General features: G+C 35.0%; 14 protein-coding genes and 2 pseudogenes. 5 read left to right on the top strand and 11 right to left on the bottom strand.

Features of this window, described 5'->3' with window-relative positions:
- Positions 1-7 precede the first annotated feature (7 nt).
- The 9 genes and pseudogenes from ASG22_RS04795 to ASG22_RS04760 all read right to left on the bottom strand — a co-directional run bounded on the left by ASG22_RS04795 (position 8) and on the right by ASG22_RS04760 (position 14,112).
- Positions 8-1,933 carry a M1 family metallopeptidase gene (locus ASG22_RS04795; RefSeq protein WP_055981384.1) on the bottom strand — a complete coding sequence of 642 codons (1,926 nt, stop codon included), beginning with the start codon at positions 1,931-1,933 and terminating at the stop codon, positions 8-10.
- 94 nt (positions 1,934-2,027) lie between these two features.
- Positions 2,028-3,500, bottom strand: a complete 1,473-nt coding sequence (gene dacB, locus ASG22_RS04790; protein WP_055981381.1) for a D-alanyl-D-alanine carboxypeptidase/D-alanyl-D-alanine-endopeptidase — start codon at positions 3,498-3,500, stop codon at positions 2,028-2,030.
- A 158-nt stretch (positions 3,501-3,658) separates the two neighbouring features.
- On the bottom strand, positions 3,659-6,106 hold the full coding sequence (gene priA / locus ASG22_RS04785) for a primosomal protein N' (protein ID WP_055981378.1): 2,448 nt from the start codon (positions 6,104-6,106) through the stop codon (positions 3,659-3,661).
- Positions 6,107-6,489: 383 nt separating this feature from the next.
- Positions 6,490-7,398 (bottom strand): annotated as a pseudogene (locus ASG22_RS04780) (AEC family transporter).
- Between the two features lie 25 nt (positions 7,399-7,423).
- The gene (locus tag ASG22_RS04775; RefSeq protein ID WP_055981373.1) at positions 7,424-9,907 is read right to left on the bottom strand and encodes a beta-mannosidase; all 2,484 of its coding nucleotides are present in this window, start codon (positions 9,905-9,907) and stop codon (positions 7,424-7,426) included.
- Positions 9,908-10,003, bottom strand: a pseudogene (locus ASG22_RS20680) (GxxExxY protein); the annotation flags it as partial.
- 139 nt (positions 10,004-10,142) lie between these two features.
- Positions 10,143-10,805: a copper homeostasis protein CutC gene (locus tag ASG22_RS04770; RefSeq protein ID WP_055981370.1), complete on the bottom strand. Its 663-nt coding sequence runs from the start codon at positions 10,803-10,805 to the stop codon at positions 10,143-10,145.
- Positions 10,806-10,827: 22 nt separating this feature from the next.
- A complete protein-coding gene (locus ASG22_RS04765) occupies positions 10,828-11,823 on the bottom strand; it encodes an isoaspartyl peptidase/L-asparaginase family protein (protein ID WP_185113784.1) in 996 nt (331 codons plus the stop codon).
- Between the two features lie 33 nt (positions 11,824-11,856).
- Positions 11,857-14,112 (bottom strand): beta-N-acetylhexosaminidase, encoded by a 2,256-nt coding sequence (locus ASG22_RS04760; RefSeq protein ID WP_055981364.1) that lies wholly within the window; start codon positions 14,110-14,112, stop codon positions 11,857-11,859.
- A gap of 103 nt (positions 14,113-14,215) precedes the next feature.
- Between ASG22_RS04760 and ASG22_RS04755 the strand changes: the two genes are divergently transcribed.
- The 3 genes from ASG22_RS04755 (at position 14,216) to ASG22_RS04745 (ending at position 20,381) form a co-directional block, all read left to right on the top strand.
- A complete protein-coding gene (locus ASG22_RS04755) occupies positions 14,216-15,016 on the top strand; it encodes a DUF4197 domain-containing protein (RefSeq protein ID WP_055981361.1) in 801 nt (266 codons plus the stop codon).
- Between the two features lie 594 nt (positions 15,017-15,610).
- On the top strand, positions 15,611-18,724 hold the full coding sequence (locus tag ASG22_RS04750) for a SusC/RagA family TonB-linked outer membrane protein (protein ID WP_055981534.1): 3,114 nt from the start codon (positions 15,611-15,613) through the stop codon (positions 18,722-18,724).
- 10 nt (positions 18,725-18,734) lie between these two features.
- The gene (locus ASG22_RS04745) at positions 18,735-20,381 is read left to right on the top strand and encodes a RagB/SusD family nutrient uptake outer membrane protein (RefSeq protein ID WP_055981358.1); all 1,647 of its coding nucleotides are present in this window, start codon (positions 18,735-18,737) and stop codon (positions 20,379-20,381) included.
- Between the two features lie 59 nt (positions 20,382-20,440).
- Here ASG22_RS04745 and ASG22_RS04740 read toward each other — a convergent pair whose 3' ends face one another.
- Positions 20,441-21,094, bottom strand: a complete 654-nt coding sequence (locus ASG22_RS04740) for a CoA transferase subunit B (RefSeq protein WP_055981356.1) — start codon at positions 21,092-21,094, stop codon at positions 20,441-20,443.
- 121 nt (positions 21,095-21,215) lie between these two features.
- Here ASG22_RS04740 and ASG22_RS04735 point away from each other — a divergent pair, with 121 nt between their 5' ends.
- Positions 21,216-23,009 (top strand): ABC transporter ATP-binding protein, encoded by a 1,794-nt coding sequence (locus tag ASG22_RS04735; protein ID WP_055981353.1) that lies wholly within the window; start codon positions 21,216-21,218, stop codon positions 23,007-23,009.
- 150 nt (positions 23,010-23,159) lie between these two features.
- Here ASG22_RS04735 and ASG22_RS04730 read toward each other — a convergent pair whose 3' ends face one another.
- The gene (locus ASG22_RS04730) at positions 23,160-23,861 is read right to left on the bottom strand and encodes a CoA transferase subunit A (RefSeq protein ID WP_055981350.1); all 702 of its coding nucleotides are present in this window, start codon (positions 23,859-23,861) and stop codon (positions 23,160-23,162) included.
- Positions 23,862-23,995: 134 nt separating this feature from the next.
- Here ASG22_RS04730 and ASG22_RS04725 point away from each other — a divergent pair, with 134 nt between their 5' ends.
- A complete protein-coding gene (locus ASG22_RS04725) occupies positions 23,996-24,376 on the top strand; it encodes a hypothetical protein (RefSeq protein ID WP_055981347.1) in 381 nt (126 codons plus the stop codon).
- Positions 24,377-24,479 lie beyond the last annotated feature (103 nt).

Below are 24,479 nucleotides of genomic sequence, written 5' to 3'. Positions count from 1 at the left end.
TCATTATTTATTTTTTTAAAAATTTAATATTCTTATCATTTATTTTAAAAATATAAACTCCGGGAACGAGTTCTGAAATATTAATTGATTTTTCAGGTTGATAAGTTCCTTTTCTTACTAATTTTCCGTCTGTAAAATAAATGGTAAAATCCGTTGGTTTATTAATTCCTTTCAGATTCAATTCATTTTTTGCAGGATTTGGATATAAAGCAAAATCTTCTTTAGTAAGATCTGAAGTTCCCAATGTATTATCTTGAGTAACGGTTGAATTTCTTTCTAAAATCTGATATTCATAATTAAATTCTACACTTGCCACCGGAAAAGGCACTGTCTGTACAAAATATTGATTGTTTATTGTATTATTTAAAGCAAAATAAGCAACCTGACCTCCTGTTCCGTTCACTTTTACGGGCAACGGCATTTCATAAAAACTTACAGATGGATGACTCTGGGTTTGAGATGCTCTGAAAGTCACCGTATTTCCTGACTGTCTCCACCTGATGTCGTAAATTGGATACCCTTCACCGTAAATCCAGTCATTAAAAAATTCTGTAAAATCTCTTCCTGTTGAAGTTAAAAGAGACGCATTAAAATCCTGAGTTTTCACATAATTATAAGCTAGGCTCGGTCTTGCATGATAATCCTGAAGTGCCTGATAAAAAACAGCATCTCCTAAAATCCATTTTAACATTCTTAAAACATATCCGCCTTTAGAATAAGATAATCTTCCATTAAAAATTGTTGAAACATTTCCTAAATTGGAATCGGCAACATAAACACTTCCTTCCGGTGCGCCTGTAACGTAATTTTTTTGTATCAAAAGGTAGTTTAGAAATTCTGCATTCGTCATTAATAGTTTTTCATTCGCTACATGTTCACCAAATGTTGCAAAACCTTCATTCAGCCAGATATCATTCCATGCACCACAAGTTACTTTATCACCAAACCACTGATGGGTAAGCTCGTGTGCAATAAGTTGTTTTGTCCAGCCACCCATTGAACTCATCGTCTGATGCTCCATTCCGCCGCCGGCCTGAAACTCCATGTGCCCGTATTTCTCATTTCTGAAAGGATAAGGTCCGAAATACGTTTCAAAAGTATTCATTACGGTTTTCGTCCATTCAATATTACTCATGTTTGTTGTGTTGGTAGCTGTTGCCGGGAAAACGTAATTGATAAATGGAAAAGGTGGATTCCCGATGGTATCTGTTAACTTAACAAAATTGGTAACAGAAAGGGCAATCAGGTATGCTGCCGTAGGATATTGCGTTCTCCAGAAAGTAAGTTTCTGACTGCCTGGAAGAGTTGTTTCAGACATCAGTTTACCATTCGAAGCAACACTGTATTGAGAAGGTGTAGTTACTTTTATATCAACTCTTTCAATTTTATCATTAAGACTTTGCTTGGTTGGAAACCAGTCTTGTGCACCGTAAGGTTCATTTAAAGTTGATAAAACTGCTGTTCCTCCCTGGGTTCCGTTGAAAAAAGAATTATTTGTCGTTGGCGGAATTCCAGAGTAAGTTACCGTTAAAGAATCCAAAACATTGGCGGTAAGCGCAGATTGAAAATTAATTCTCAGTTCTTTAGTACTCGTAATTTGCTGAAAAGCAAGCGTATTACCATGATACTGAACCTGAGAAACGGTCATTTGGCTATCCAGATCAAAATAAATACTGCTCATACTTTGATTAGGTTTGAAATGAGAAGTAACAGATCCTGCAATACTTCTTACCGAAGGATTTATCGTGACATCTAATCTTTGATACTGAAGATCATAGTTTAGAGTATTTGGATTGGTATTTCCCACTGACATTTTGTGGGCAAAAGATTTCATTTCCTTTGTAATTAATCCTTTATTTTCAATATTATCGTTCTGGGCATAAAACTGCTGAAAAGCAAACAGGCTCAAAAGTAAAAAGTAAAATTTCTTCATGCTTAGATTATATATGGTATCAAAGATATAAAAAAACCTTTCAATCGTTGATTAAAAGGCTCTTATATTAATTAAATTTTAACAATTTCATACATTATAAATCTAAAGCTGGCTCAAGAATTTTTTCCATTCTTTTCTTTACCATGTCTACAGATCCTGAATAATTATTTACCATTAAAGAAAATACTAACGTTTTCCCCGAATTGGTTTTCATATATCCAGCCAATGTTTTTACCTTATTTAAAGTTCCTGTTTTAGCAAAAACCTGTCCGTTCCCAAGACCGTTAAACATTCTTTTCAATGTTCCAGATTGTCCTCCAACCGGAAGTGAATTGAAATATGTTTTGTAATATTTTTCATCCATTAAAGAAGTTAAAAATTTAGCCTGAGAAATCGGTGTTACATTATTGCTTCTTGAAAGTCCGCTTCCGTCGATATAATTTAAACCCATCATATCGAAACCTTCATTTTTTAAATGCTCAGTCACTACTTTTCTACCCGATTCAGTTGTCTGATCTCCCAAACTCTGGAAACCAACTGTTTTTAATAATGCCTCAGCTAAACCATTATCACTGTGCTGATTGGTATAAAAAATAATATCACTCAACGTCGGAGATTTGTAAACTGAAACCAATTTTCTGCTTTCAGGACTTACATCTGTCATTTTTGGTGTTACTTTTCCTGTTACTGCGATTCCGCTTTTTACTAAAGTTGTTCTGAAAGAATTGGCAAGAAAAGCAGGAGCATCAGGTAATTTTGTTGTTAAAGCACCATTACCTTCATATTTATCGGCATAAACCATCTGGTTGTTATAAGGAGAAACGTAGAAAAATTTCTTTTCTGCAGAGAAATTATTTCCTTTCTTAACAATCAGTTTTTCATTCGCAGGATTGATCTCACGAGTTGTACCAGCCGGTAAATAATAGTTATTACTTTCTAACCAAACAACATTTTCCGGAAGCTTCGAAATGTTACCTTTGAAAAGCGCTGTCTGAATAATAATATCACCATTTACTTTTTTGATTCCCTCACGAGAAAGTCCTTCTTTAAAATCTGAAACGATATCTCTGTAAGCCCAAGCACCTGCTTTATTGGTTCCCAAAGACGGGTCGCCACTACCTACAATATAAAGATTACCATTCAAAACTCCATTTTCATCCACACTTCCCGAATATTCCAACTGAGTATTCCAACGGTAATTTTCACCCAACATATTCATTGCTGTTTCTGTGGTTAATAATTTCGTTGTAGAAGCCGGAACTAAAGGAGTGTTTTCGTTATACGAAGAGATTACTTTCTTCGTTTTCGGGTCATACACTACGAATCCCCAGGTTGCATTTTTCAACACAGGGTCGGTCATCATCGTGTTTACATTAATGTCTACAAGCTCTTTAGGCGACAAAATAGCTTTCTCCACCATAGAAGTGATAGGAGAAGGTAAGTTTAAACTGCTTTTTTGATTGTCATAAGCCGGAGAATACAGAACTGTAGAAACGGTAGACTGTGCCAGGAAAAAACCTGAAGCCAGCACCGCAACGCTTGAAATATATCTTCTGAAGTTTACCATCTATTTTCATTTTGTTATAATTTGGATAGATTAAAAATCAATTGGTTAAATCGAGAGTTAAAACCCAAACATATAATCAACGTCCAAATGTAGAAAATATTGTTGTATGGTGATTCAGTGGACTATTATAAAAACTCTATAAAGTTTGTTAAAAATTGTTAAAAATCTACAAAAACGTCTTTTCTAATGCTTTGATAAGCAGTAATTTCTTCAAATTCTTTTAGACTTATCAAAACCAGCTTCTTATATTCATCATACTTTTTACCTCTTGGAAGTTTAAGCATAATCTGAAATTGATATAAATTATTAAGTCTTGCAATCTGAGCTTTTTCCGGACCCAAAACACATTCCTCAGGCAGATATTTTCTTAAAATTGAACCTAAAAACTGAGAAGCACGATTTACTTTGTCTTCTTTTCTGTGTTTCAGCTCAATCATAATTAATTTCGTGAAAGGCGGATAATGAAATTTTTGCCTTTCCGTTAAAATATATTTATAAACCTTTGCGGGATTATTCATTTTAATTAACTGAAAAACAGAATGATCCGGATTAAAAGTCTGAATTAAAATTTTCCCTTTCCCAGAAACTCGTCCCGCTCTTCCTGAAACCTGAGTAATCAATTGATATGCTCTTTCTTCCGCTCGGAAATCCTGAACATACAACATAGAATCTGCTTTCGGAATCGCTACCAATTCAATATGATCAAAATCTAATCCTTTGGAAATCATCTGAGTTCCAACGACAATATCTGTTTCCCGATCCTCAATTTTCTCGTATAACTTTTCGTAGGCAAATTTCTTCCGCATGGAATCAACATCCATTCTGTCCACTTCATTTTCAGGAAATAATTTAATAACTTCTTCATGAATTTGTTCTACTCCTACCCCTCTTTCATTTAAGTTTTCTGAATGACATTTCGGACAGGTTTTTGGTTTTGATGCCCGCTGACCGCAATAATGACATTTCATTTCATTGGCAGCTTTGTGATACGTCATCACCACGTCGCAATTGGAACAATAATTTACATAACCGCAAGTTTCACATTCTATGACATTTGCATAGCCACGACGGTTGTGAAGAACAATTGCCTGATTTTTTTCGTCTAAAACTCTCTTAATTTCATCAACCAAATGCAAAGAAAAATTCCCCGAAACTTTTTTGGAATCCTGGGCTTCTTTAAAATTAATCAATTCATATTCAGGAAGACTTACATTCCCGAAACGTTCTTCAAGAAAAATATATTTCATTTTATCCTTTCGGGCATTGTAATAACTTTCCACGGAGGGTGTTGCAGAACCTAAAATCACATTCGCATTATAGAAATTTCCCAATACCAACGCCGCATCTTTGGCATTAAAATATGGCGAAGCTTCCCGTGGTCTGTATGCAGAATCATGTTCTTCATCTACAACAATTAATCCTAAATTCTGAAAAGGCAAAAACAATGCATTTCGGGTTCCGATCAGGATTTTAATATCATTTTGCTTAATTCTTCTCCAGACTTCTACCCGTTCAAAATCAGTCAGTTTCTGATGATAAAAACCGAGCTGCCGGCCATATTTTTTTTCTAATCGTTGGGTAATTTGTTTCGTTAAAGAAATCTCAGGAAGCAAAAACAAAACATTTTTTCCTTCCTGAATGCATTCTTTAATTTTCTCTAAATAAATATGTGTTTTTCCTGATGAAGTCACACCGTGAAGCAGTACATTTTTACCTTCTTCAAATGCCTCATCGACTTCAATTTTCGCCGATTTCTGAGACTCGGAGAGTTCTTCGATATTTTCAATTTCTCCTTCATAGCTTTCAATCCGGTCTTTCTGCATATAATATTCTTCGACCAAATTTTTATCTGCCAATGCTTTAAAATGCGAACTTCCGAAATAACCGTCTTCAAATAACTCCGATTTCTTGATATTCAAATCAGGATTCTCAGTCTGTTTTTCTAAAATATGAAGGAAAAGATCTTTTTGTTTTTGAGCTCTTTTTAATGATAAAAGGATTTCCGTAAGATTTTCTCTTTGTAAAACCTCATCTTTAATTTTTACATAAGCGACTTCTTTTGCTTTGTATTTTTCCGCAATTTTTTCATCAATTTCGATATATTGCAGATCAATCAATGAGTTGATAGTCCTGATGATATCTTTTTTCGGGATAAAAGCTTCAATATCCGTTAAGTTAATCAGTTGTCGAACTTCCAACGCCTGAATAAGATACATTTCGTTGACATCAAGGTTTTCAAAATCAACAGTGATATTAGGTTTTAATTTTAAATACGTTTCACTTTCCAGTTTCAAAGAAGAGGGAAATGCAAAACGGTAAATCTCCCCCAAACCGCATAAATAATAATCGGAAAGCCAATTCCAGAAATTAATCTGCTCCTGCGGAACGATTGGTTTATCATCCAACATGCTGATAACTTCCTTCGCCACAAACTCTGTCGGCTCGTTGTTGTGAAGTTCAAAAACAATTCCCGTATAGATCTTTTTACCGCCAAATGGAACCAAAACCCTCATTCCTATCTGAATTTCAGAGGCTATTTCTTCCGGAACTTTATAGGTGAAAGATCCTTTTAAATTTAACGGTAAAACAATTTGAGCGTATTGCAAGAGAAATATTTAAAGTGTAAAATTAATTTTTTCTTTTGTGAACTGCAATTTTTTGTTGGGTCATTGCGAGGAGCGAATCGACGAAGCAATCTTTTAATTCATAATTTAATGTAAAGTTTATCATTCTGAAAGAATCTAAGCAATGTAAAAAAGTTTCAAATTACATTAGCATTCAATGAGATTGCTTCGTCGATTCGCTCCTCGCAATGACAAATATTTTAAGGATAACACAATCTCTAGCCCGGATTGCAACGGCATCCTTTTGGGTTGCGGGCGGAGCGGAGCGAAGCCCGTAACCCAAAAGATATAGTGAAAAGCCGGAAATAGCTCCAAAAAAATATAAATAATGAGTAATGAATAATTACTAATAAGTATTAATGATTTTAGAAAATATATTCGATAATCTGATACCAAAATGCAGAAGTAAAGAGTCCGACAATGATGCTAAATCCGATTGTTAAATTTGTAAGTTTGGTATTTAATCTAAATTGTTCAGCGATAATACTTGAAGTGAGAACCGCGGGCATGGCAGATTCAAAAATGGTGATTTTGGTGATGTTTCCCTTAATTCCAAAAAGAAAAGCCAGTCCTAAAGTAATTGCAGGAGCCAGAATCAGTTTATAAAGCATAGAAACGGACATTTGAGGAATTAATTTTTTTCAACCATTAAATTTTAATTGTAAGCCGACAGAAAATAATGCCAATGGACTTACCGTTGCTGCCAATTTATCAAAAAATGGTTCTGCTAACGTAAAATCGATGAACTGAGATAAAGCTAATGCCGCAATACAACCGACTAATGGGGGAAAAGTGATTAATCTTTTAAAAATAAATGCTGCACTTACTTTTCCTGATTTGCTACCGCCTCTTACTGCAGCAATAATTCCCAATGTTGAAAGAGAAAAAAACATCGTTTGATCACATATGACAGCAATGCTTAAAAGGCTCTCGCCATAAAAAGCTGCAACCAAAGGAAAGCCCAAAAATGAAGTATTGCTATAACCGCTCACCAATTCCAACGTACTTCTAGACCGCCTCGAATATCCTTTACGTTTGCTGTAAAACATCATGAAAAAGAAGCAGAAAACAGAAGTGAGAAAAGTTGCTATGATCGGAAAAAGCATTTCTGTCGTCCAGTGAACTTTAGGCAAATATTTGAATGACACTGCCGGAAGCGCAAGGTAAAGAATCCAGGTGTTGATACCTTTGTGCGCATCGGGATGGATAGATTTTGTTGCTTTCAAAGCCATCCCTGCCAAAATACAAACCGCAATCAGAATAAAATTCACCATAAATTCGAAGAAATAAAATGCTAATTTACGGATTCATCGTATCCCATAAACTCATTACCTCAATTTTTTCCAATGGCTTTGTAAGGGTAATTCTTTTTGAAGTTTTTGGAAGCAGATCAAAGAAATTATCACTAAAATGAGTATCTCCCATTAAGTAAACGTCTTTCGCTAAAACATCGGTAGAAATTTCGATTTCTGTTGAAGAGAGTTTCTTGATTCTAATTTTGGGTTTTGTGAGTTTTAAATCTTTTGGTTTTGCGAAGAAATAATTGCTTTCGGCAATGACTTTTTCATCTTTTCCTCTAAGAATTAAATTCAAAAATAATTCATTTTTATTTGAATCACCAACTAATTCAGCGACTGACGAAGCATCAAACTTTATAATATCATCTAATTTTTGCTTCTGAACAGAAACTGCCGTAAGAATATTTTCACCATTAAATTTATTAACTTCCATTTCTAATTGTACTCCCTCAAACCTTTTAAGTTCATCATTAACAGCATAAAAATTTAAAATGCCATCTTTTTCTTCCGTTAAAATCACCTGATTTTCAAAACTTCTTTTCACCTGATAATGCAATGCTTTCCAATTTCCCAAATAATCAATCGACGACCACGAAATAACTGGCCAGCAATCGTTTAATTGCCAATACAACGTTCCCATATTATACGGTTTTGCACGACGGTGTGCTTCAATTGCAATCTGCATTCCACGTGCCTGAAGCAACTGTGAAACATAATTATACTTCACAAAATCTTTCGGCACAACATAATCACGCTTCATATATTCATCAATAATCTGAAAGCCGCGGGCATTTTTTTCATGTGTTTTTATCGTTGGATTTTCTAAACTCAAATCAGGATTTCCAGAGAACATAGCTTTTATATTTTCTAAACTCGGCATTCCCTGAAAACCATATTCAGAAGCAAATCTTGGAACTTTTTCATTGTAAATTTCAAACGGTTGTTCTCCCCACCAAACTCCCCAATAATGAGAATCTCCTTCCGTCAGACTTTCTTTATGTCCCCAACCGATTGACGGAGAACTTTCCCAATAAATCGATTTATCTTTTGCTGCAACTTCGGTAATCGAATTCGGAATCACATCATGAAAAATCTTTTTATAATCTTTCCAAACCTGCAAAGAATCTTCTTTTGAATATTTGAATTGCTTTTGGTAACCCCAATTGACAATTGCTTCATCAATTTCATTATTTCCGCACCATAAAGCTAATGAAGCATGATTTTGAAGTCGGTTGATCTGATATTTTACTTCTTCTTTTACATTATCCAGAAAATTTTCATCTGCCGGATAAAAACTTCCTGCAAACATAAAATCCTGCCAAACTAAAATCCCGTTTTCATCGCAAGCTTTGTAAAATTCGTCATTTTCATAAATTCCGCCGCCCCAAACACGAATCATATTCATGTTGGCATCTTTGCAGTCTTTGATGAGCTTTTGGTATTTTTCTTTACTAATTCTTGGTGAAAAGCTGTCAGACGGAATCCAATTTGTTCCTTTTGCATACATCGGATTTCCATTAACTTTGAAATAAAAAGATCTTCCTTTTTCGTCTTTTCGTTGAATTAATTCAATTGTTTTTAAACCAATTCTTTCTGTTTTTTCAGATAAATTTTTCGAATCTTTTTGTAAAGAAACTTTGATATTATATAAATTCGGATTACCCCAACCGTTCGGCTGCCAAAGTTTAGGATTATCAATTGTAAAAGGAATTTGTATTGTATTTTTTCCTTTTTTTAATTGAATTTGGTTGATTTTATTATTAATTAAAACTGAATATTTTCCATCTTTATCCGCAAGAATTTCTGAATGTATATTTAATTCTGCTTTTTGTTTGGTTATAACTTTCTGTTCGATTTTTACATTTTCAAGTTTTGCATTATTCCAAAATTCAAGCTTTACCTCTTTCCAAATTCCCGCCGTTACCAATCTCGGTCCCCAATCCCAACCAAACTGATACTGCGCTTTTCTCACAAAACTTCTGGGAGATTCGGGCACAGTGAAAGGGCCTTTTTTAGCTAATTCTTTTCCTTCATTTATGGCAGATTTGAATTTAATCTTCAATAAATTATCTCCAGCTTTTAAATATGTTTTAACAGGAATTTCCCATTTTCTGAACATATTATCGGTTTCCTTCAATAATTTTCCATTCAGATAAATTTCTGAAAAAGTATCTAAACCATAAAAGATCAAATCAATATTCTGATTCTCTAATTCTTTCGAAGAAACTTTAAAATTGGTCTGATAATCCCAATCTTCATTTTCAATCCACTGAACTTTTTTTTCATTTTCGTCTTTATAAGGATCAGTAATGATTTTATTTTTCATTAAATCCAAATGAACCGTCCCCGGGACCGTGGCGGTCAGCCAATTTTGGTCTTTTGCATTTTTGAATTTCCAATTTTCTGATGATAAATTTCGCTCGGAAAATTGAGCATTAATTAAAATTTGAATGAAAAGGAAAGCAAAAAGTATAGATTTTTTCATTTATAATTTATTTACAATTCTATGGATTCCATCTTTAATAAGAGGCGTATTAAAATTAATGAGAAGACCAAGTTTTATATTTGTCAATTTTAAGTGAGCAAAGAAGAATCAATTAAAAATTGATTTTATGAAGCTCAGGTTCCAGCCATTCAGCTTAATCAGCGACTTTGTCGCATTCTTTGCTTCCTTAAATAAATATAAAGTTAAAATAAAATCTTTGCGCTAAAATTTGTTATTATTTACTCTTCAAAGCAATAACTTCATCCGCAACCGCAAAAGCTCCACCATCAGTAATTGCTGAAGAATGAAAATATCCTGCTTTTGTAAAATCTCTGATTTCTTCAATATTTGTGGAGCGAAGCCCCCCACCGACAAGGATTTCTATTCTCCCGTTGGATAATTCTACCAATTTTTTAAGATTTTCTTTACCTTCTGAAACGTTTGGCTTTTGACCTGAAGTTAAGACAGTTTTAAAACCACATTCAATTACTTTTTCTAAAGAATTTTCCAAATTTTTTGCTCTGTCAAAAGCTTTGTGAAAAGTGCATGGATAAGGATTTGCCAGTTCGACCAATTCTTTATTTTGTTCAATATTAATTTCATCATTTTCATCCAAAATTCCAAAAACAAAACCGTCAACATGTAATGATTTTAATCGAATTAAATCCGATTTCATCTGTTCAAACTCCAAATCAGAATACGTGAAATCACCACCACGAGGACGAATCATAACAAAAATCGGAATGTTTATTTTTTCTCTCAATTGTTTTGCGGTTTCAAAATCGGGGGTTGTTCCGCCTTCGCTTAATCCGTCACACAATTCTATTCTGTCTGCTCCGTTTTCGAATGCAATGATTGCAGATTCGGAGTTGAAACAAGCTATTTCTATTTTTGACATTCTTTTAGTTTAAAGTTCAATGTTATTTCAAAGCAAATTCAGGTTTTTCAAGACGGTTTCCTTTTTGATCATAAACCGCAAAATTAAATCCATCCTGAATACAATATGAGCCATATTCTCCTTTCTTATTGATCGCAATAAAACCAACCTGAATATCTTTCAGATTTTTATTTCTTCTTTTGGTAATATTCACAATTCTTTCAACAGCCTCTTTACAAGCCTGTTGTGGTTTTTTTCCTTGCCTCATCAATTCGACCACCAAATGTGTTCCGACCATTCTGATTACTTCTTCACCATGACCTGTTGCCGTAGCTGCACCAACCTCATTATCAACAAATAAACCCGCTCCAATAATGGGAGAATCTCCTACTCTTCCATGCATTTTAAAAGCCATCCCGCTAGTTGTGCAGGCTCCGGAAAGATTTCCGTTCGCATCCATAGCGATCATTCCGATGGTATCGTGGTTTTCGATGTTGACAATGGGTTGATATTTACTGTCTTTTAACCATTCTTTCCATTCTTTTTCAGATTCAGCCGTTAGAATATTTTCTTTTTTAAAACCTTGAGAAACGGCAAATTGCAAAGCTCCGTCGCCGACCAACATTACGTGAGGCGTTTTTTCCATTACCGCTCTTGCTACGGAAATTGGGTTTTTAATATTTTCCAGAGCCGCAACTGAGCCAATATTATAGTTTTCATCCATAATACATGCATCCAATGTTACCCTTCCGTCTCTGTCTGGGCGACCACCGTACCCCACGCTTCTTTCGGTCGGATCATTTTCAACCAGACGAACGCCTTTTTCTACCGCATCCAAAGCTCTTCCTCCTTTTCCAAGAATCGTCCAGGCTTCTTCGTTGGCTCTTAAACCGAAATTCCATGTGGAAAGAACGATAGGTTTGTTGATTATTTTTGTATTATTTTCAGGTAAATCTTTCGCAATTAAATCCAATGGATTCAATAATAATGCGGATGATGCAAGCGCTGTATTTTTAAGAAATTTTCTTCTTGAGTTCATAATTTTGTAGTTATTAGATGCAGGTTTTATCTATTAATTTACTCCGATTTCATCAACGAAAAGCCATGCTTTTGAATCTGCTCCCGGATTTCCAGCTGGAATAATTCCTGCATTTTCTATTTTAATTTTAATATATTTTGAATTTTGATTTTCTACATTCAACCTGATTTTTCCTTTAGCCGAAAGAATTTCATCTTTCCCGATTTCTTTAATCATTTTAAAATCCATTCCGTCATCCGAAACAAAAATCTGAGCCGATTTTGCCAAATGAATCCAGCTTCCTTTATTATCTAATGTGTTAAAATAGACCTCTGAAAACTGAGTTTTCTCCCCGAAATCAATTGTCGCTATAACATCTTTTCCCTGAAAACCTAGCCAAGTTTTTCCTAACTGTCTTTGATTTCCGATAATTCCGTCAACTAAAGTGAAAGCACCGCCAAAAGAATAATTTTCGCTCGGCTGTTGCTCTAATGTAATCTTTTTACCTGTTGTTTTTGAAACTGTAAACGTTTGTGAAGAAACTGCACTTTTTACTTGTCCGTTTTCAAAATATGCAGATTTTATAGTTAAAGATTTTGAAACAGGAAGTACATTTTGATAGATTTGAGAATTTACAGTTGGCACTGTTTCATCTAAAGTATATCGGATTCCGTTTAAATTTTGAGACGTTGAAAGTTCGTAAGAAATACCATTATTATTTGGAATAACTTTTCCTGAAACGTTGTAAATACTTTTTGCATAATTTACATCCATTTTATCCAACACCTTAAATTCATTAATCACTCTTCCTTCAAATTCTTTATAATTTTTAGGATCTGAAGTTCCCCAACCCACTTCTGAAAGTGCAAATAATCTCGGGAAAATCATATACTGAACCTGTTTAAAATCAAGAATATATTCCGTCCATAAATTTGCCTGAACACCTTTAATATATTTTGCCTGATTTACATTCAATTCTGTCGGAATTGGGTCGTAAGAATACACTTTATCCAATGGCGTAAAACCTCCGAAGGCATTAGGTTCCGTTGCAGGATCTCCCTGATAATGATCAAAATAACAATAAGAGCCAGGAGTCATCACAGCAAAATGACCGGTTTTTGCGGCTTCAATTCCTCCGTTTACACCAGTCCAGCTCATTACGGCAGCATTTGGCGCCAATCCGCCTTCCAAAATCTCGTCCCAACCGATAATTTTTCTACCTTTAGAATTTACATATTTTTCAATTCTTTGGATAAAATAACTCTGTAATCCATGTTCGTCTTTCAGATTATTTTTCTTGATTAATTCCTGACAATGAGCGCATTCTTTCCATCTTGTTTTCGGACATTCATCACCACCGATGTGAATATATTGTGAGGGAAAAAGAATCATTACTTCATCCAAAACATTTTCTAAAAATTTAAAAGTTTCATCTTTTGGACAAAAAACATCATCGAAAACACCCCATTTTGTAGCTGCTTCGAAAGGTCCTTTTGTACATGCCAATTCAGGATAAGCTGATAGAGCCGCCAACGCATGACCTGGCATTTCAATTTCCGGAACAACCGTGATGTGTCTTTCCGCTGCATATTTCACAACATCTTTTATTTGATTTTGAGTGTAAAAATACGGCCCGTAAGGTTTTCCATCAAACGTATTATCAACGTAAGCACCAATCATCGATTCTTTACGTTTTGAACCGATTTCCGTTAATTTTGGATATTTTTTAATTTCAATTCTCCAACCCTGATCGTCTGTTAAATGCCAATGAAAAGTATTCAGTTTGTACATTGCCAAATAGTCGATATATTGTTTTACTTCTTCAACAGTGAAGAAATGACGGCAAACGTCTAAGTGCATTCCGCGCCACGCAAATTTTGGTTCGTCTTCAATCTTCATCGCAGGAATTTTCCCTGAATTTTTGTATTGTTCGAATAATTGAATTAACGTTTGAAGAGCCAAAAAATATCCTTGTTTTGTATAAGATTTGATAATAATCTGTTTTGGCGTAATGTCAAGTCTGTAGAACTCATCATTTTGTTTTGAATATACTGATTTTTGAAGTTTAACATAGACCAAACTTACCTCTGCAGTTTTAGAAACTTTAAATTTCAGATCTGAACCTAACCGTTTTTTTAAATATTCCGTTTCTTCTTTTGGAAGATTTTCATCTAACTTAAAATTTTCAGGTATAAGAAATTCTCCTTCTTCGAATTCCACTTTTTGAGGATAAGGAATTAAATTTAATCTGGTTTGAGAGAAAAAAAGACTTGAAAATAATACAGAAAATATCAGTAAAAAACGCTGCATTTTATAAGTTTAAGATTTAGGCGAATATAATTCTTTTCTGAAAAATTCTTCGCTATTTTTAACTAATTGAAATTAAAAACATCTAATTTTGCAAAAATCAACGATGAAAAAAACAATTTTATTGGTAAGCGGACTGCTATTTTCAGTTTCTGCCCAAGCGCAAATTTTTGATATTATAAAATCTACTGTAAAAGACAGAACCGGAGTCGACCTGAATGCTCCCATAAAAACGTCAACCACCACAACGACGACTTCAACAAAAACGACAACTTCGCCTATTAATTTGGGAAGTTTAACATCAACACAAATTTCCTCGGGATTAAAAGAAGCTTTAAGTCTGGGCGTTACTGAAGGCGTAAAAAAACTGGGAGTAACAGACGGTTTCCTGAAAAATGAAGCAGTCAAAATTTTAATGCCTGAAAAATTAAGAAAAATTGATACCACTTTACGTGCTGTTGGTTTAGGAAGTCTGGCTGATCAGGGAGTGAAATTATTGAACAGAGCCGCAGAAGACGCTGTGACGGAAGCTGCCCCGATTTTCACCAAAGCAATTACTTCAATGACAATTACGGATGCTAAAAATATTCTGTTGGGAAGTGATAATTCTGCGACCAATTATCTCCAGGGAAAAACTCAAAGCCAATTATTTACTGCTTTTCAGCCAAAAGTGAAGGCATCTTTAGGAAAAGTAGGTGCTGATAAAGTCTGGACAAATTTAATTTCAAAATATAATACGCTTACAGGGCAAGCGGTAACAACTGATCTTAATGAATATGTGACCACTGAGACCATCAACGGTGTTTTTAAAATGGTGGCCGACAAAGAAAGCGGAATCAGAAATACACCTGCAATGAGAACTACAAGCATTTTGCAGAAAGTTTTTGGGGCACAGGATGGTAAATAGTTTTTTGTATACTGAAACAAAACTTTACAACTTAAAACTTAGTTAACGATAAATATTTTTTACATAAAGAATCCATCTTACTATTTGTGAGGTGGATTTTTTTATTGATCAATTTCACTTTTTACATTTAACCATAAAATTCCAAATACTTTTTCAAATTTATTATCATTATTTTAAGAATAACTCTAATTTTTTTGAAGCAGATTTAGGAATTATATTATTTCGTCATTTTCACCTATTTTTTTTACTATTTTTTTTCACAGACCTAGGAAAATTTACAGTACTCATATTTTTTGGGGAAATAAACCAGCTATAAAAACATTAAAATATGACAAAAATCATGTTTCGTATTGACTCTAAATAAAATTTAAAAAACTGATATTCAAATATTTAAATTTAAAAATTAACATTATATTAAAAAAAATAAAAATTTTATTAAAAAAAGGTTAATATAGAAAACAAATAAAATTATCGGAATGCGCAATCGATTACATAGAATTTTTTAATTAATTTTTTTCATTAAATATTTGAGAAGTAGCTACCTCAGATTTTTTATTGAAAAGCAAAAATTTAAATCATCAAAAAACTAAAATTATGTCATTTGAAAAAATAGCAGAATCTGGCTTTCGGGTTCGTCAAAAGCTTGCTGTTTTGTTTCTGTTTTCCTCTGCAGTAGTTTTTGCGCAGCAGGGTAAGGAGGTAAGCGGGAAGATTACAAACGACAAACAGGCTCCTGTTCCTAACGTAACGGTAAAGGAAGAAGGTACAGAAAATTCCGTTACAACCGATGACAAGGGTAATTTCATTATTAAACTCTTAAAAGATCAATCCTCACTTTCTGTTGAGAATGATGGTTTCCAGTCGCAAATCATTGCAGTGGATAATCGTTCATTTATCACAATTCCGCTGAAGGAAGAGAGGACAAAAGCTATTGAACAGGTTGTTTTGGTAGGTTACGGAAGTGTGAAAAAATCAGATCTAACTGGTTCTGTTAATACATTAAGCTCGGATAAAATTGTAGAAAGGAACACGACAAGCCCACTTGAGGCAATTCAGGGAAGTATGGCCGGGGTGAATATCACTTCAAATTCAGGAAGAGTCGGTGATGGTTTTAAAATGACGATTCGTGGTAACAATTCACTTATCTCATCCGGAAATCCTCTGTATGTTGTAGATGGTGTTCCTACAGACAATATCGACTTTCTAAATCCTCAGGATATTGCCAGAATGGATGTGTTGAAAGATGCATCTTCAGCAGCAATTTATGGTTCCAGAGGGGCCAGCGGTGTTGTTTTGGTCACCACAAAAAACGGAGCAACAGCCAAAGCCGGAATCAATGTTTCATTGGAAACTTCTTATGGAGTTAGAACAGCAACCCGTTTACCAAAGATGATGACGGGAGCAGAATGGTGGAATTTTCATCAAGCTGCATATCTGAATGCAACACCAAATAACCAAACACCAGCACAGCTTGCAACTTTAGCAGGAAATCAGAGCCCTCTACTAGTACAGAGAGCTAATAACGGATACAATTTTGATTGGTATGATGCGGTATTACAACCCGGAACGATGCAAAATCATTACGTGAATATTTCTGGAAGATCAGACGGTGGGTTTGGATATAATTTATCCTTTGGTATTCAGGGAAATGAAGGTATCATTGCTAATGATTCTAATGATAAATATACGTTCAAACTTGGTATCAATCATAAAATAAATTCTAAATTTAGTACAGGTGCCAATATTACGGTAGCAAGAACCGTAACAGAATACGGAAGTGATTCGGCAATGAGATCTGCGTTTAGCTTCAGTCCGCTTATTTCGCCTTATGCAATCGATTCCAATGGAAATGATATTCAGGGGCAACTTTTTTTACTGCCAGGGAAACTTACCTACCCTGACGGATCATGGGCAATTAATAAAACAAGTACGATAAATCCATTACTGGAGATTGCTAATTCAAGACAAAATGAAAGAATCTGGCAAACTTTAGGAAATTTATTTTTCCAATATCAGCCAAAAAAATGGTTGTCTTTTAAAACTACTTTTTCAGTAGGATTTTCTAATAGTAACCTAGGAATATCTAATACAGCTCAGACCAATGTCGGGATTGCTTTAATCAACAAAAATTCTGCATCGGTAAGTAAAACCGAAAATTTCAATTATACTTGGGACAACCAAATTGATTTAAAGCATACTTTTAATGATGTGCATGATGTAAGCCTACTATTGCTTCAAAGTTTGTATTCCAATGAAGATGAATCATCTTACGGGTATTCAAACGGACAGCCTTTTGATATGGGGTTCTATAACTTAGGATTCGGTCTTCAGAGCAGCTATCAGCTTCAGGCAACTCCTTACATGAAAAGAACTTTGAACTCTTATGCAGTAAGATTAAATTATGGATTTAAAGACAAGTATTTATTGACAGCATCTACCAGATGGGACGGTTCTTCCGTACTTTCCGAAGAGAATAAATGGACAGCATTTCCTTCTTTAGCATTAGGATGGAAAATCAATAAAGAATCTTTCCTTGAAAATGTAAAAACGATTTCAGACTTAAAACTGAGAGCAAGTATCGGGTATACAGGAAATGACAATGTAGCACCTTACCAATCATTGGCATTATTAGATCAACAAACTTTTTATGCCAACGGTAATGCGTTAGTTCCGGGGCTACAATCTTCAGTTTTTGCCAATCAATTTCTTACCTGGGAAAAAACACGAGAACTTAACTTTGGATTGGATTTTGGTTTTCTAAGAAATAGAATCACAGGTAGTGTAGATGTGTATGATCGTCTTTCAGAAAATCTGATCTACAGGCAGCAGTTACCTGCAGAAATGGGTCTAAAGTATACCTATGGAAACGTTGGTTCCGTAAGTAACAAAGGAGTTGAGGTTTTATTAGTTACAAAAAATATAAAAAGTAATCTTATCAATTGGGAGACCACTTTCACCTTCACTAAAAATGTAAACAAACTTGAATCTATTTACAATCAGGATCAGGTAAGTGACAAAGGAAATCTACTTATTTTGGAATCTAGTCTGAATCCTAATTTTAATTATGTCTATGACGGAGTTTGGCAGGAAAGCGAAGCTACCCAGGCAGCAGCTTATGGAATGGCTCCGGGGCAGGCAAGACCAAAAGACATCAACGGAGATGGTAAATTTGATGCTAACGACAGAACGGTAATTGGAAGTTCTGTACCGAAATGGCAGGGAAGTTTTTATTCAAGACTTACTATAGGTAAATTTGATTTTAATTTTTCGATAATTACCAGTCAGGGACAAACAGTTTTAAGTACTTTCCATCAAAATTTCGCTGATGTATCTGACAGAGGGCGCCAGAAAATGGCAATGGAATATTTTGTGCCGACCAACAGTGCTGGACTAGCTGCAAATGCAAATAATACCAATCCAAGACCCGGACCTGTAGCCACCGGAGCGGGAGCATTCTGGTCAACAGGATTTGGCTATTACAGAGATATCTCATTTACCAAAGTGAAAAATATCTCTTTAGGATATACCTTCTCCCCTGACTTCCTTCAAAAAATCAAAATAAGCAATTTAAGAATTTACGTAAACGTACTCGATCCGTTTGTATTTACAAAATTTGATGGATATGATCCGGAATGGGCAGCGGCTAATATGGGAATAAACAGACCTGCAGCGGTAACTACACAATTGGGATTAAGTGCTAAATTTTAATTAAATAATCATGAAAAAAATAATATTAACATTACTATTTGCTGCTTCGCTTTTTAATTCGTGTGGCGATTTTATAGAAGAAGAAAGTTTATCATATGTACCTGCGGACGAAGCTTATAAAACAGCAACCGGTTTTCAGTTGCTTGTGAATACTAATTATGCTTGGCTAAAAGGTATTTATGGAGGAGACCCGTGGCTTTTTGTAGCAGGAACTGATATGTATGCTGAAGGGAGAAGTCCTGAACCAGCTGGTCTCAGCCAATATACGCAGCTTATTCCAGCTTCGGAAGGGGTAGATCAATTGTATATGGCATGCTATCAACTGATACAATCTGTTAATAAGACCGTTTATTATTCAGCTATTACAGAATCTAATGCAAATGTTCCTGTTTGGATTGGAGAAGCAAGGTTTTTGAGAGCCAATGCTTATTTCTTATTAGTACAGACCTATGGCGGAGTACCTATTGTAGAAGAAAATTTTACGACGCCCGTTTTACAGTTTGACAGAAATTCGGCACAGGACGTTTATACTTATATTATTAAAGACTTGGAAGCATCACTTGCAGCAGTTGGAACTACAGCCTATGCTACCAGTGGAAGAGTAAATAAAAAAGCAGTAAATGATCTTTTGGCTAAAGTATATCTTACTAGAGGATATGAAAGTTTCGGTTCTTCTACAGACTTTGCTACGGCGGCAACTTATGCCGATGCTGCCATTGCAGGTCAGGGCTTAACAATTGCTCCGGCTGATTTGTTTCATCCTGATAAAGATCTCAATGCAGAAACAATTTTCTCTGTGCAATATAATTTTAATTCAACATCAGCATCACCGACGACCTTAGGAAATAAACAGTTTTATTACTTCAGTTCTTATTTGGGAGGGGCAGAAACCAATGGAAATGCTCCACTTAGAAGTTATAATCTTTGCCCGACAACCTATGCTTTAAATTTATTCAAACAGGGAGATTTACGATGGGAATCTACTTTTATGAATGTTGTATACGAAAGATATTACGATTATTTCAGGGTAGCAGACAAGTCAACTCTTAAAATTAAACATTTTTATGAGCCTATGTGGTATACCGCTACAGACAAAGCAACGTGGATGACTGCAAATGCTCCAAAACTGGCTACAGGCTTTATTTATCATGATAAAGGAACATACGATGCTGCTTACACTTTGGTTAAAAATTTAGATTATCAGACTATTCCGGTTAAAAAATTTGATGATCCGGCAACCACTACTCCATCAAGTACAGGTCCTGTAAGCACCAGAGATATTATTGTTTCCAGATTGGCAGACACATATCTTATTGCAGCAGAAGCTTATTTAAAATCAGGAAATGCAGCAACAGGATTGGCAAGATTAAATGTAGTAAGAGCAAGAGCAGGAGTTGCAGATGCGACACCGGCAGAATTCAATATTAATTATATTTTAGATGAACGTGGCAGAGAAATGTTGGGAGAATACAACCGATGGTTTGATCTGAAACGTACCGGAACTCTTGTTTCAAGGGCTGTTCAGTATAATTATAAAATTACCAGTGCATCAAATTTTAATGGAAATAATGGAGTTCAGAAAATTTTAAGACCAATTCCTCAAACGGTATTGGATTTAAATCAAAACAAGAATTTCCCGCAAAATCCAGCTTACTAAAAGTAAAATTTATATAAAAAAATCCGTCTCACACTAGTAAGACGGATTTTTTTATTTTATTAAAACTGCATTTCAGGAATTTCACCTTCGATGATCAAATCAGCTTCTGTAGATTGTATGATATGTTCTACCGAAACTCCCGGCGCTCTTTCAACAAGTTTGAAACCATTAGGAGTAACGTCTAAAACGGCCAGTTCAGTCACCACTTTTTTCACACAGTTGATTCCAGTCAGAGGAAGTGTACATTTTTTAAGAATTTTGCTCTCTCCAGCTTTGTTAACGTGCATCATTGCAACGATAATATTTTCTGCCGAAGCCACCAAATCCATTGCACCACCCATTCCTTTCACCATTTTTCCGGGGATTTTCCAGTTGGCAATGTCTCCATTTTCCGAAACCTCCATCGCTCCAAGGATAGTTAAATCTACTTTTTGGCTTCTGATCATTCCGAAACTGAAAGCAGAATCGAAGAATGAACCTCCGTCCAAAATCGTAATCGTTTGTTTTCCGGCATTGATGATGTCTGCATCTTCTTCCCCTTCGAAAGGAAACGGACCCATTCCCAACACTCCGTTTTCACTCTGAAATTCAACAGAAAGATTGTCCGGAACGTAGTTGGCAACCAATGTCGGAATCCCGATTCCTAAATTTACATAATACCCGTCTTTTACTTCTCTGGAAATTCTTTGCGCAATTTGTTCTTTCGTTAGCATAGCATAATCTTATCCCGCCAAATTAGCCATTTTTTCAGAATTACGAAATAGTTTCTTTCTTATCATAAGATAAATTTTACGTCTTAAATTGTTGTAAATTTGTAGACTTTTAATTTTATTAATGAAAATCTTATTAAATTATTTAAAACCTTATAAGTGGCTGATTTTTATTTCTCTTCTATTAGCTTCTATAAATCAGGTGTTTTCTCTATTTGCTCCGGCAATTACGGGGAATATTTTAGACAAATTAGTTACTCATCCTAATTTTTTCGACAAAGAAAAACTACTTCCCAGAAGCATGAATGAATATCTGTATGGAACTGACATCTATCATGGAGTTTTCTACTTTTTAGGCTTATTGATCGGAACAGCGATGATCAGCCGAATCGCCAAAGCATTTCAGGATTATGTGGTGAGTGTGATTATTCAAAAATTTGGGGCAAAAATTTTCACGGATGGTCTTCAGCATTCTATGAGATTGCCTTTTCAGGAATTTGAAGATCAGAGAAGTGGCGAAACGCTCTCGATTTTAACTAAAGTACGTGAAGATTCGGTGAAGTTTATCAATAATTTTATCAATGTATTTTTCGGAATTTTGGTGAGTATTATCTTCGTTTCGGTATATGCAATCCGTTTGCACTGGACGATTATGCCGGTGTATGTAGTTGGAATTATTTTTATTGCAGTAGTGACCAATTTATTAAGCAAAAGAATAAAAAATATTCAGAAAAGCATTGTAACAGAAACCACCAATTTGGCTGGAAGTACCACGGAAAGCCTTAGAAATATCGAGATCGTAAAAAGTTTGGGATTAACCAATCAGGAAGTGGAACGTCTGAACAACAACACCTACAAAATCCTGAATCTGGAACTACGAAAAGTTAAAAGTATCCGTTCTTTGAGCTTTGTACAGGGAACTTTGGTTAATTTTCTACAGCAAGTAATCACGTTTACTTTATTATTGTTGATTTTTAAAAATATCGTTACTCCGGGACAATATTTATCATTGATGTTTTACGGATTCTTTATTTTCGGACCTATGCAGGAAATCGGGAATATTATTATTTCTTACCGTGAAGCCGAGGCATCGCTTCAGAATTTTGACCGTGTGATGAAAAAAGAAGTGGAGCCAAAACCTTTGACACCTAAAAAGATCGGTGCGATTGAGGATTTAAAATTTCAAAAAGTTTCTTTTCAACATCAGAGTGCTCATTATAAAGCGATCAATTCTATTTCATTTGATGTAAAAAACGGCGAAACAATAGCATTTGTCGGACCAAGTGGTTCAGGAAAAAGTACATTGGTAAAACTGCTTGTCGGTTTATACAGGCCACAGGACGGAGCCATTCTTTATAATAATGTCAACGGAAAAGAGTTTGATTTTGATGAATTGAGAAATCAGATCGGATTTGTAACACAGGATACCCAACTTTTTGCGGGAACCATAAAAGAAAATCTCTTGTTTGTAAACCCATCTGCAACGGAAGATGAGTTGCAATTAGCCTTAAAAAAATCCAGTTGTCTGCCTCTTTTGGAACGTGCAGAAAACGGAATTGAAACCGTAATCGGCGAAGGCGGACTGAAATTGAGCGGTGGTGAAAAACAAAGAATTGCTATTGCCAGAGCTTTATTGAGAAAACCACATTTATTGATTTTTGATGAGGCAACTTCTGCGTTAGACAGTATTACGGAAGAAGAAATTACAACAACTATCAAAGAAATCTCTAAAGAAAAAGAACAAATAACAGTTCTTATTGCACACCGATTAAGTACGATTATGCATGCAGACAGAATTTATGTGTTGGAACGCGGACAAATCATAGAAACTGGTTCGCATCTCAATCTTATTGAGGAAAAAGGTTTGTATTATGCGATGTGGAGACAGCAGATTGGGGAACGAAAAACTTTAGTCTAAAATAGAAATTAGAAGATAAATGAGTGAATTTTCACATCAGTAAAGATTTCCTAATTTGGCGTTGTTTCGCTGAGAATGACAACAATTGATAAAAATAATACCCCGAAAATTAAATTCGGGGTATTATTTTTTAAGAAACTGATCAAAAAATTAATCTTTTTTTCTAACCGTTCTCTGCTCGATTCTTTTTTCAAATGTTGAACCCTGAAAAATTCTTTGGATCATAATTCCCGGAATGTGAATCTGATTTGGATCTAATTCTCCCGGTTCAACCAATTCTTCCACCTCAGCAATGGTAATTTTCCCAGCTCCAGCCATCGGATGATTAAAGTTTCTTGCCGAACCTTTGAAAATCAGATTTCCTGCATGATCACCTTTCCAGGCTTTTACAATAGCATAATCTGCTTCGTAAGCGTGCTCCAAAATATGAGGTTTTCCTTTGAAATCTTTTACTTCCTTACCTTCCGCCACTTCAGTTCCGAAACCTGCAGGCGTGTAAAAAGCAGGAATTCCCGCCTGTGCTGCTCTACATTTTTCTGCCAAAGTTCCCTGCGGAGTCAGCTCAACTTCCAATTCTCCGGAAAGCATCTGTCTTTCAAACTCTGCATTTTCTCCTACGTAAGACGAAATCATTTTTTTGATTTGTCTTTTTTGAAGCAATAATCCCAATCCGAAATCATCTACTCCGGCGTTGTTTGAAATACAAGTTAAGTCTTTCACATCGCTATCTACCAAAGCATTAATTGAGTTTTCAGGAATTCCGCAAAGACCAAATCCGCCCAACATCAACGTCATTCCATCTTCAATTCCTTCGATGGCTTCCTTTGCATTTTTTACTCTTTTATCTATCATGAAATATTAGATTTTCTGTTGGCTTAAATTTAATAATTTTTCTCATATCTATCGTGTTTTGGAAATATTTGAATTTTATATGGTCTGAATTTTGGTTAAATTATAAAACATCACAATCAAAAGTATTTAATATTATGGAAACGAAAGACATTTCAAGAATTGCTTTAGGGGCATTTCTGATTACTGCAGGAATTGGTCACCTTACCTTTGCAAGAAAAGAATTTCAGGCTCAGGTTCCGGAATGGGTTCCTTTGGAAAAAGATGATACCGTTGTTTATTCGGGTATCGCAGAAATCGCATTAGGAGTAACGGTAATTGCCACTCCTAAAAAATACAGAAAAACGATGGGAAAATTCGTTGCCGGATTTTTTGCCGCAGTTCTTCCCGGAAACATTGCTCAGTATAAAAACAGAAGAGATTCTTTTGGTTTGAATACCGATAATAAGAGATTTGCAAGACTTTTTATGCAGGCTCCTTTGATTGCTTGGGCATTGAAATCAACGGATGATGATTGATACCATTTAGGAAATGTTCTAAAACTGACTGAATCCTAGCCCCGATCGCAGCATTTGTTTGAGCTCATTTTATAAATTTTTGGCTGCGGCGGCAAAGCCGCCG

Source organism: Chryseobacterium sp. Leaf405, assembly GCF_001425355.1.
Classification (GTDB): domain Bacteria; phylum Bacteroidota; class Bacteroidia; order Flavobacteriales; family Weeksellaceae; genus Chryseobacterium.
Note: the sequence above shows the minus strand (reverse complement) of the source record. Positions and strands in the feature narration are given on the sequence as shown.

Coding starts and splice junctions, on each gene's coding strand:
- ASG22_RS04795 (WP_055981384.1), bottom strand. CDS start 1,933: ATGAAGAAATTTTACTTTTTACTTTTGAGCCTGTTTGCTTTTCAGCAG.
- dacB (WP_055981381.1), bottom strand. CDS start 3,500: ATGGTAAACTTCAGAAGATATATTTCAAGCGTTGCGGTGCTGGCTTCA.
- ASG22_RS04775 (WP_055981373.1), bottom strand. CDS start 9,907: ATGAAAAAATCTATACTTTTTGCTTTCCTTTTCATTCAAATTTTAATT.
- ASG22_RS04770 (WP_055981370.1), bottom strand. CDS start 10,805: ATGTCAAAAATAGAAATAGCTTGTTTCAACTCCGAATCTGCAATCATT.
- ASG22_RS04765 (WP_185113784.1), bottom strand. CDS start 11,823: ATGAACTCAAGAAGAAAATTTCTTAAAAATACAGCGCTTGCATCATCC.
- ASG22_RS04760 (WP_055981364.1), bottom strand. CDS start 14,112: ATGCAGCGTTTTTTACTGATATTTTCTGTATTATTTTCAAGTCTTTTT.
- ASG22_RS04755 (WP_055981361.1), top strand. CDS start 14,216: ATGAAAAAAACAATTTTATTGGTAAGCGGACTGCTATTTTCAGTTTCT.
- ASG22_RS04750 (WP_055981534.1), top strand. CDS start 15,611: ATGTCATTTGAAAAAATAGCAGAATCTGGCTTTCGGGTTCGTCAAAAG.
- ASG22_RS04745 (WP_055981358.1), top strand. CDS start 18,735: ATGAAAAAAATAATATTAACATTACTATTTGCTGCTTCGCTTTTTAAT.
- ASG22_RS04740 (WP_055981356.1), bottom strand. CDS start 21,094: ATGCTAACGAAAGAACAAATTGCGCAAAGAATTTCCAGAGAAGTAAAA.
- ASG22_RS04735 (WP_055981353.1), top strand. CDS start 21,216: ATGAAAATCTTATTAAATTATTTAAAACCTTATAAGTGGCTGATTTTT.
- ASG22_RS04730 (WP_055981350.1), bottom strand. CDS start 23,861: ATGATAGATAAAAGAGTAAAAAATGCAAAGGAAGCCATCGAAGGAATT.
- ASG22_RS04725 (WP_055981347.1), top strand. CDS start 23,996: ATGGAAACGAAAGACATTTCAAGAATTGCTTTAGGGGCATTTCTGATT.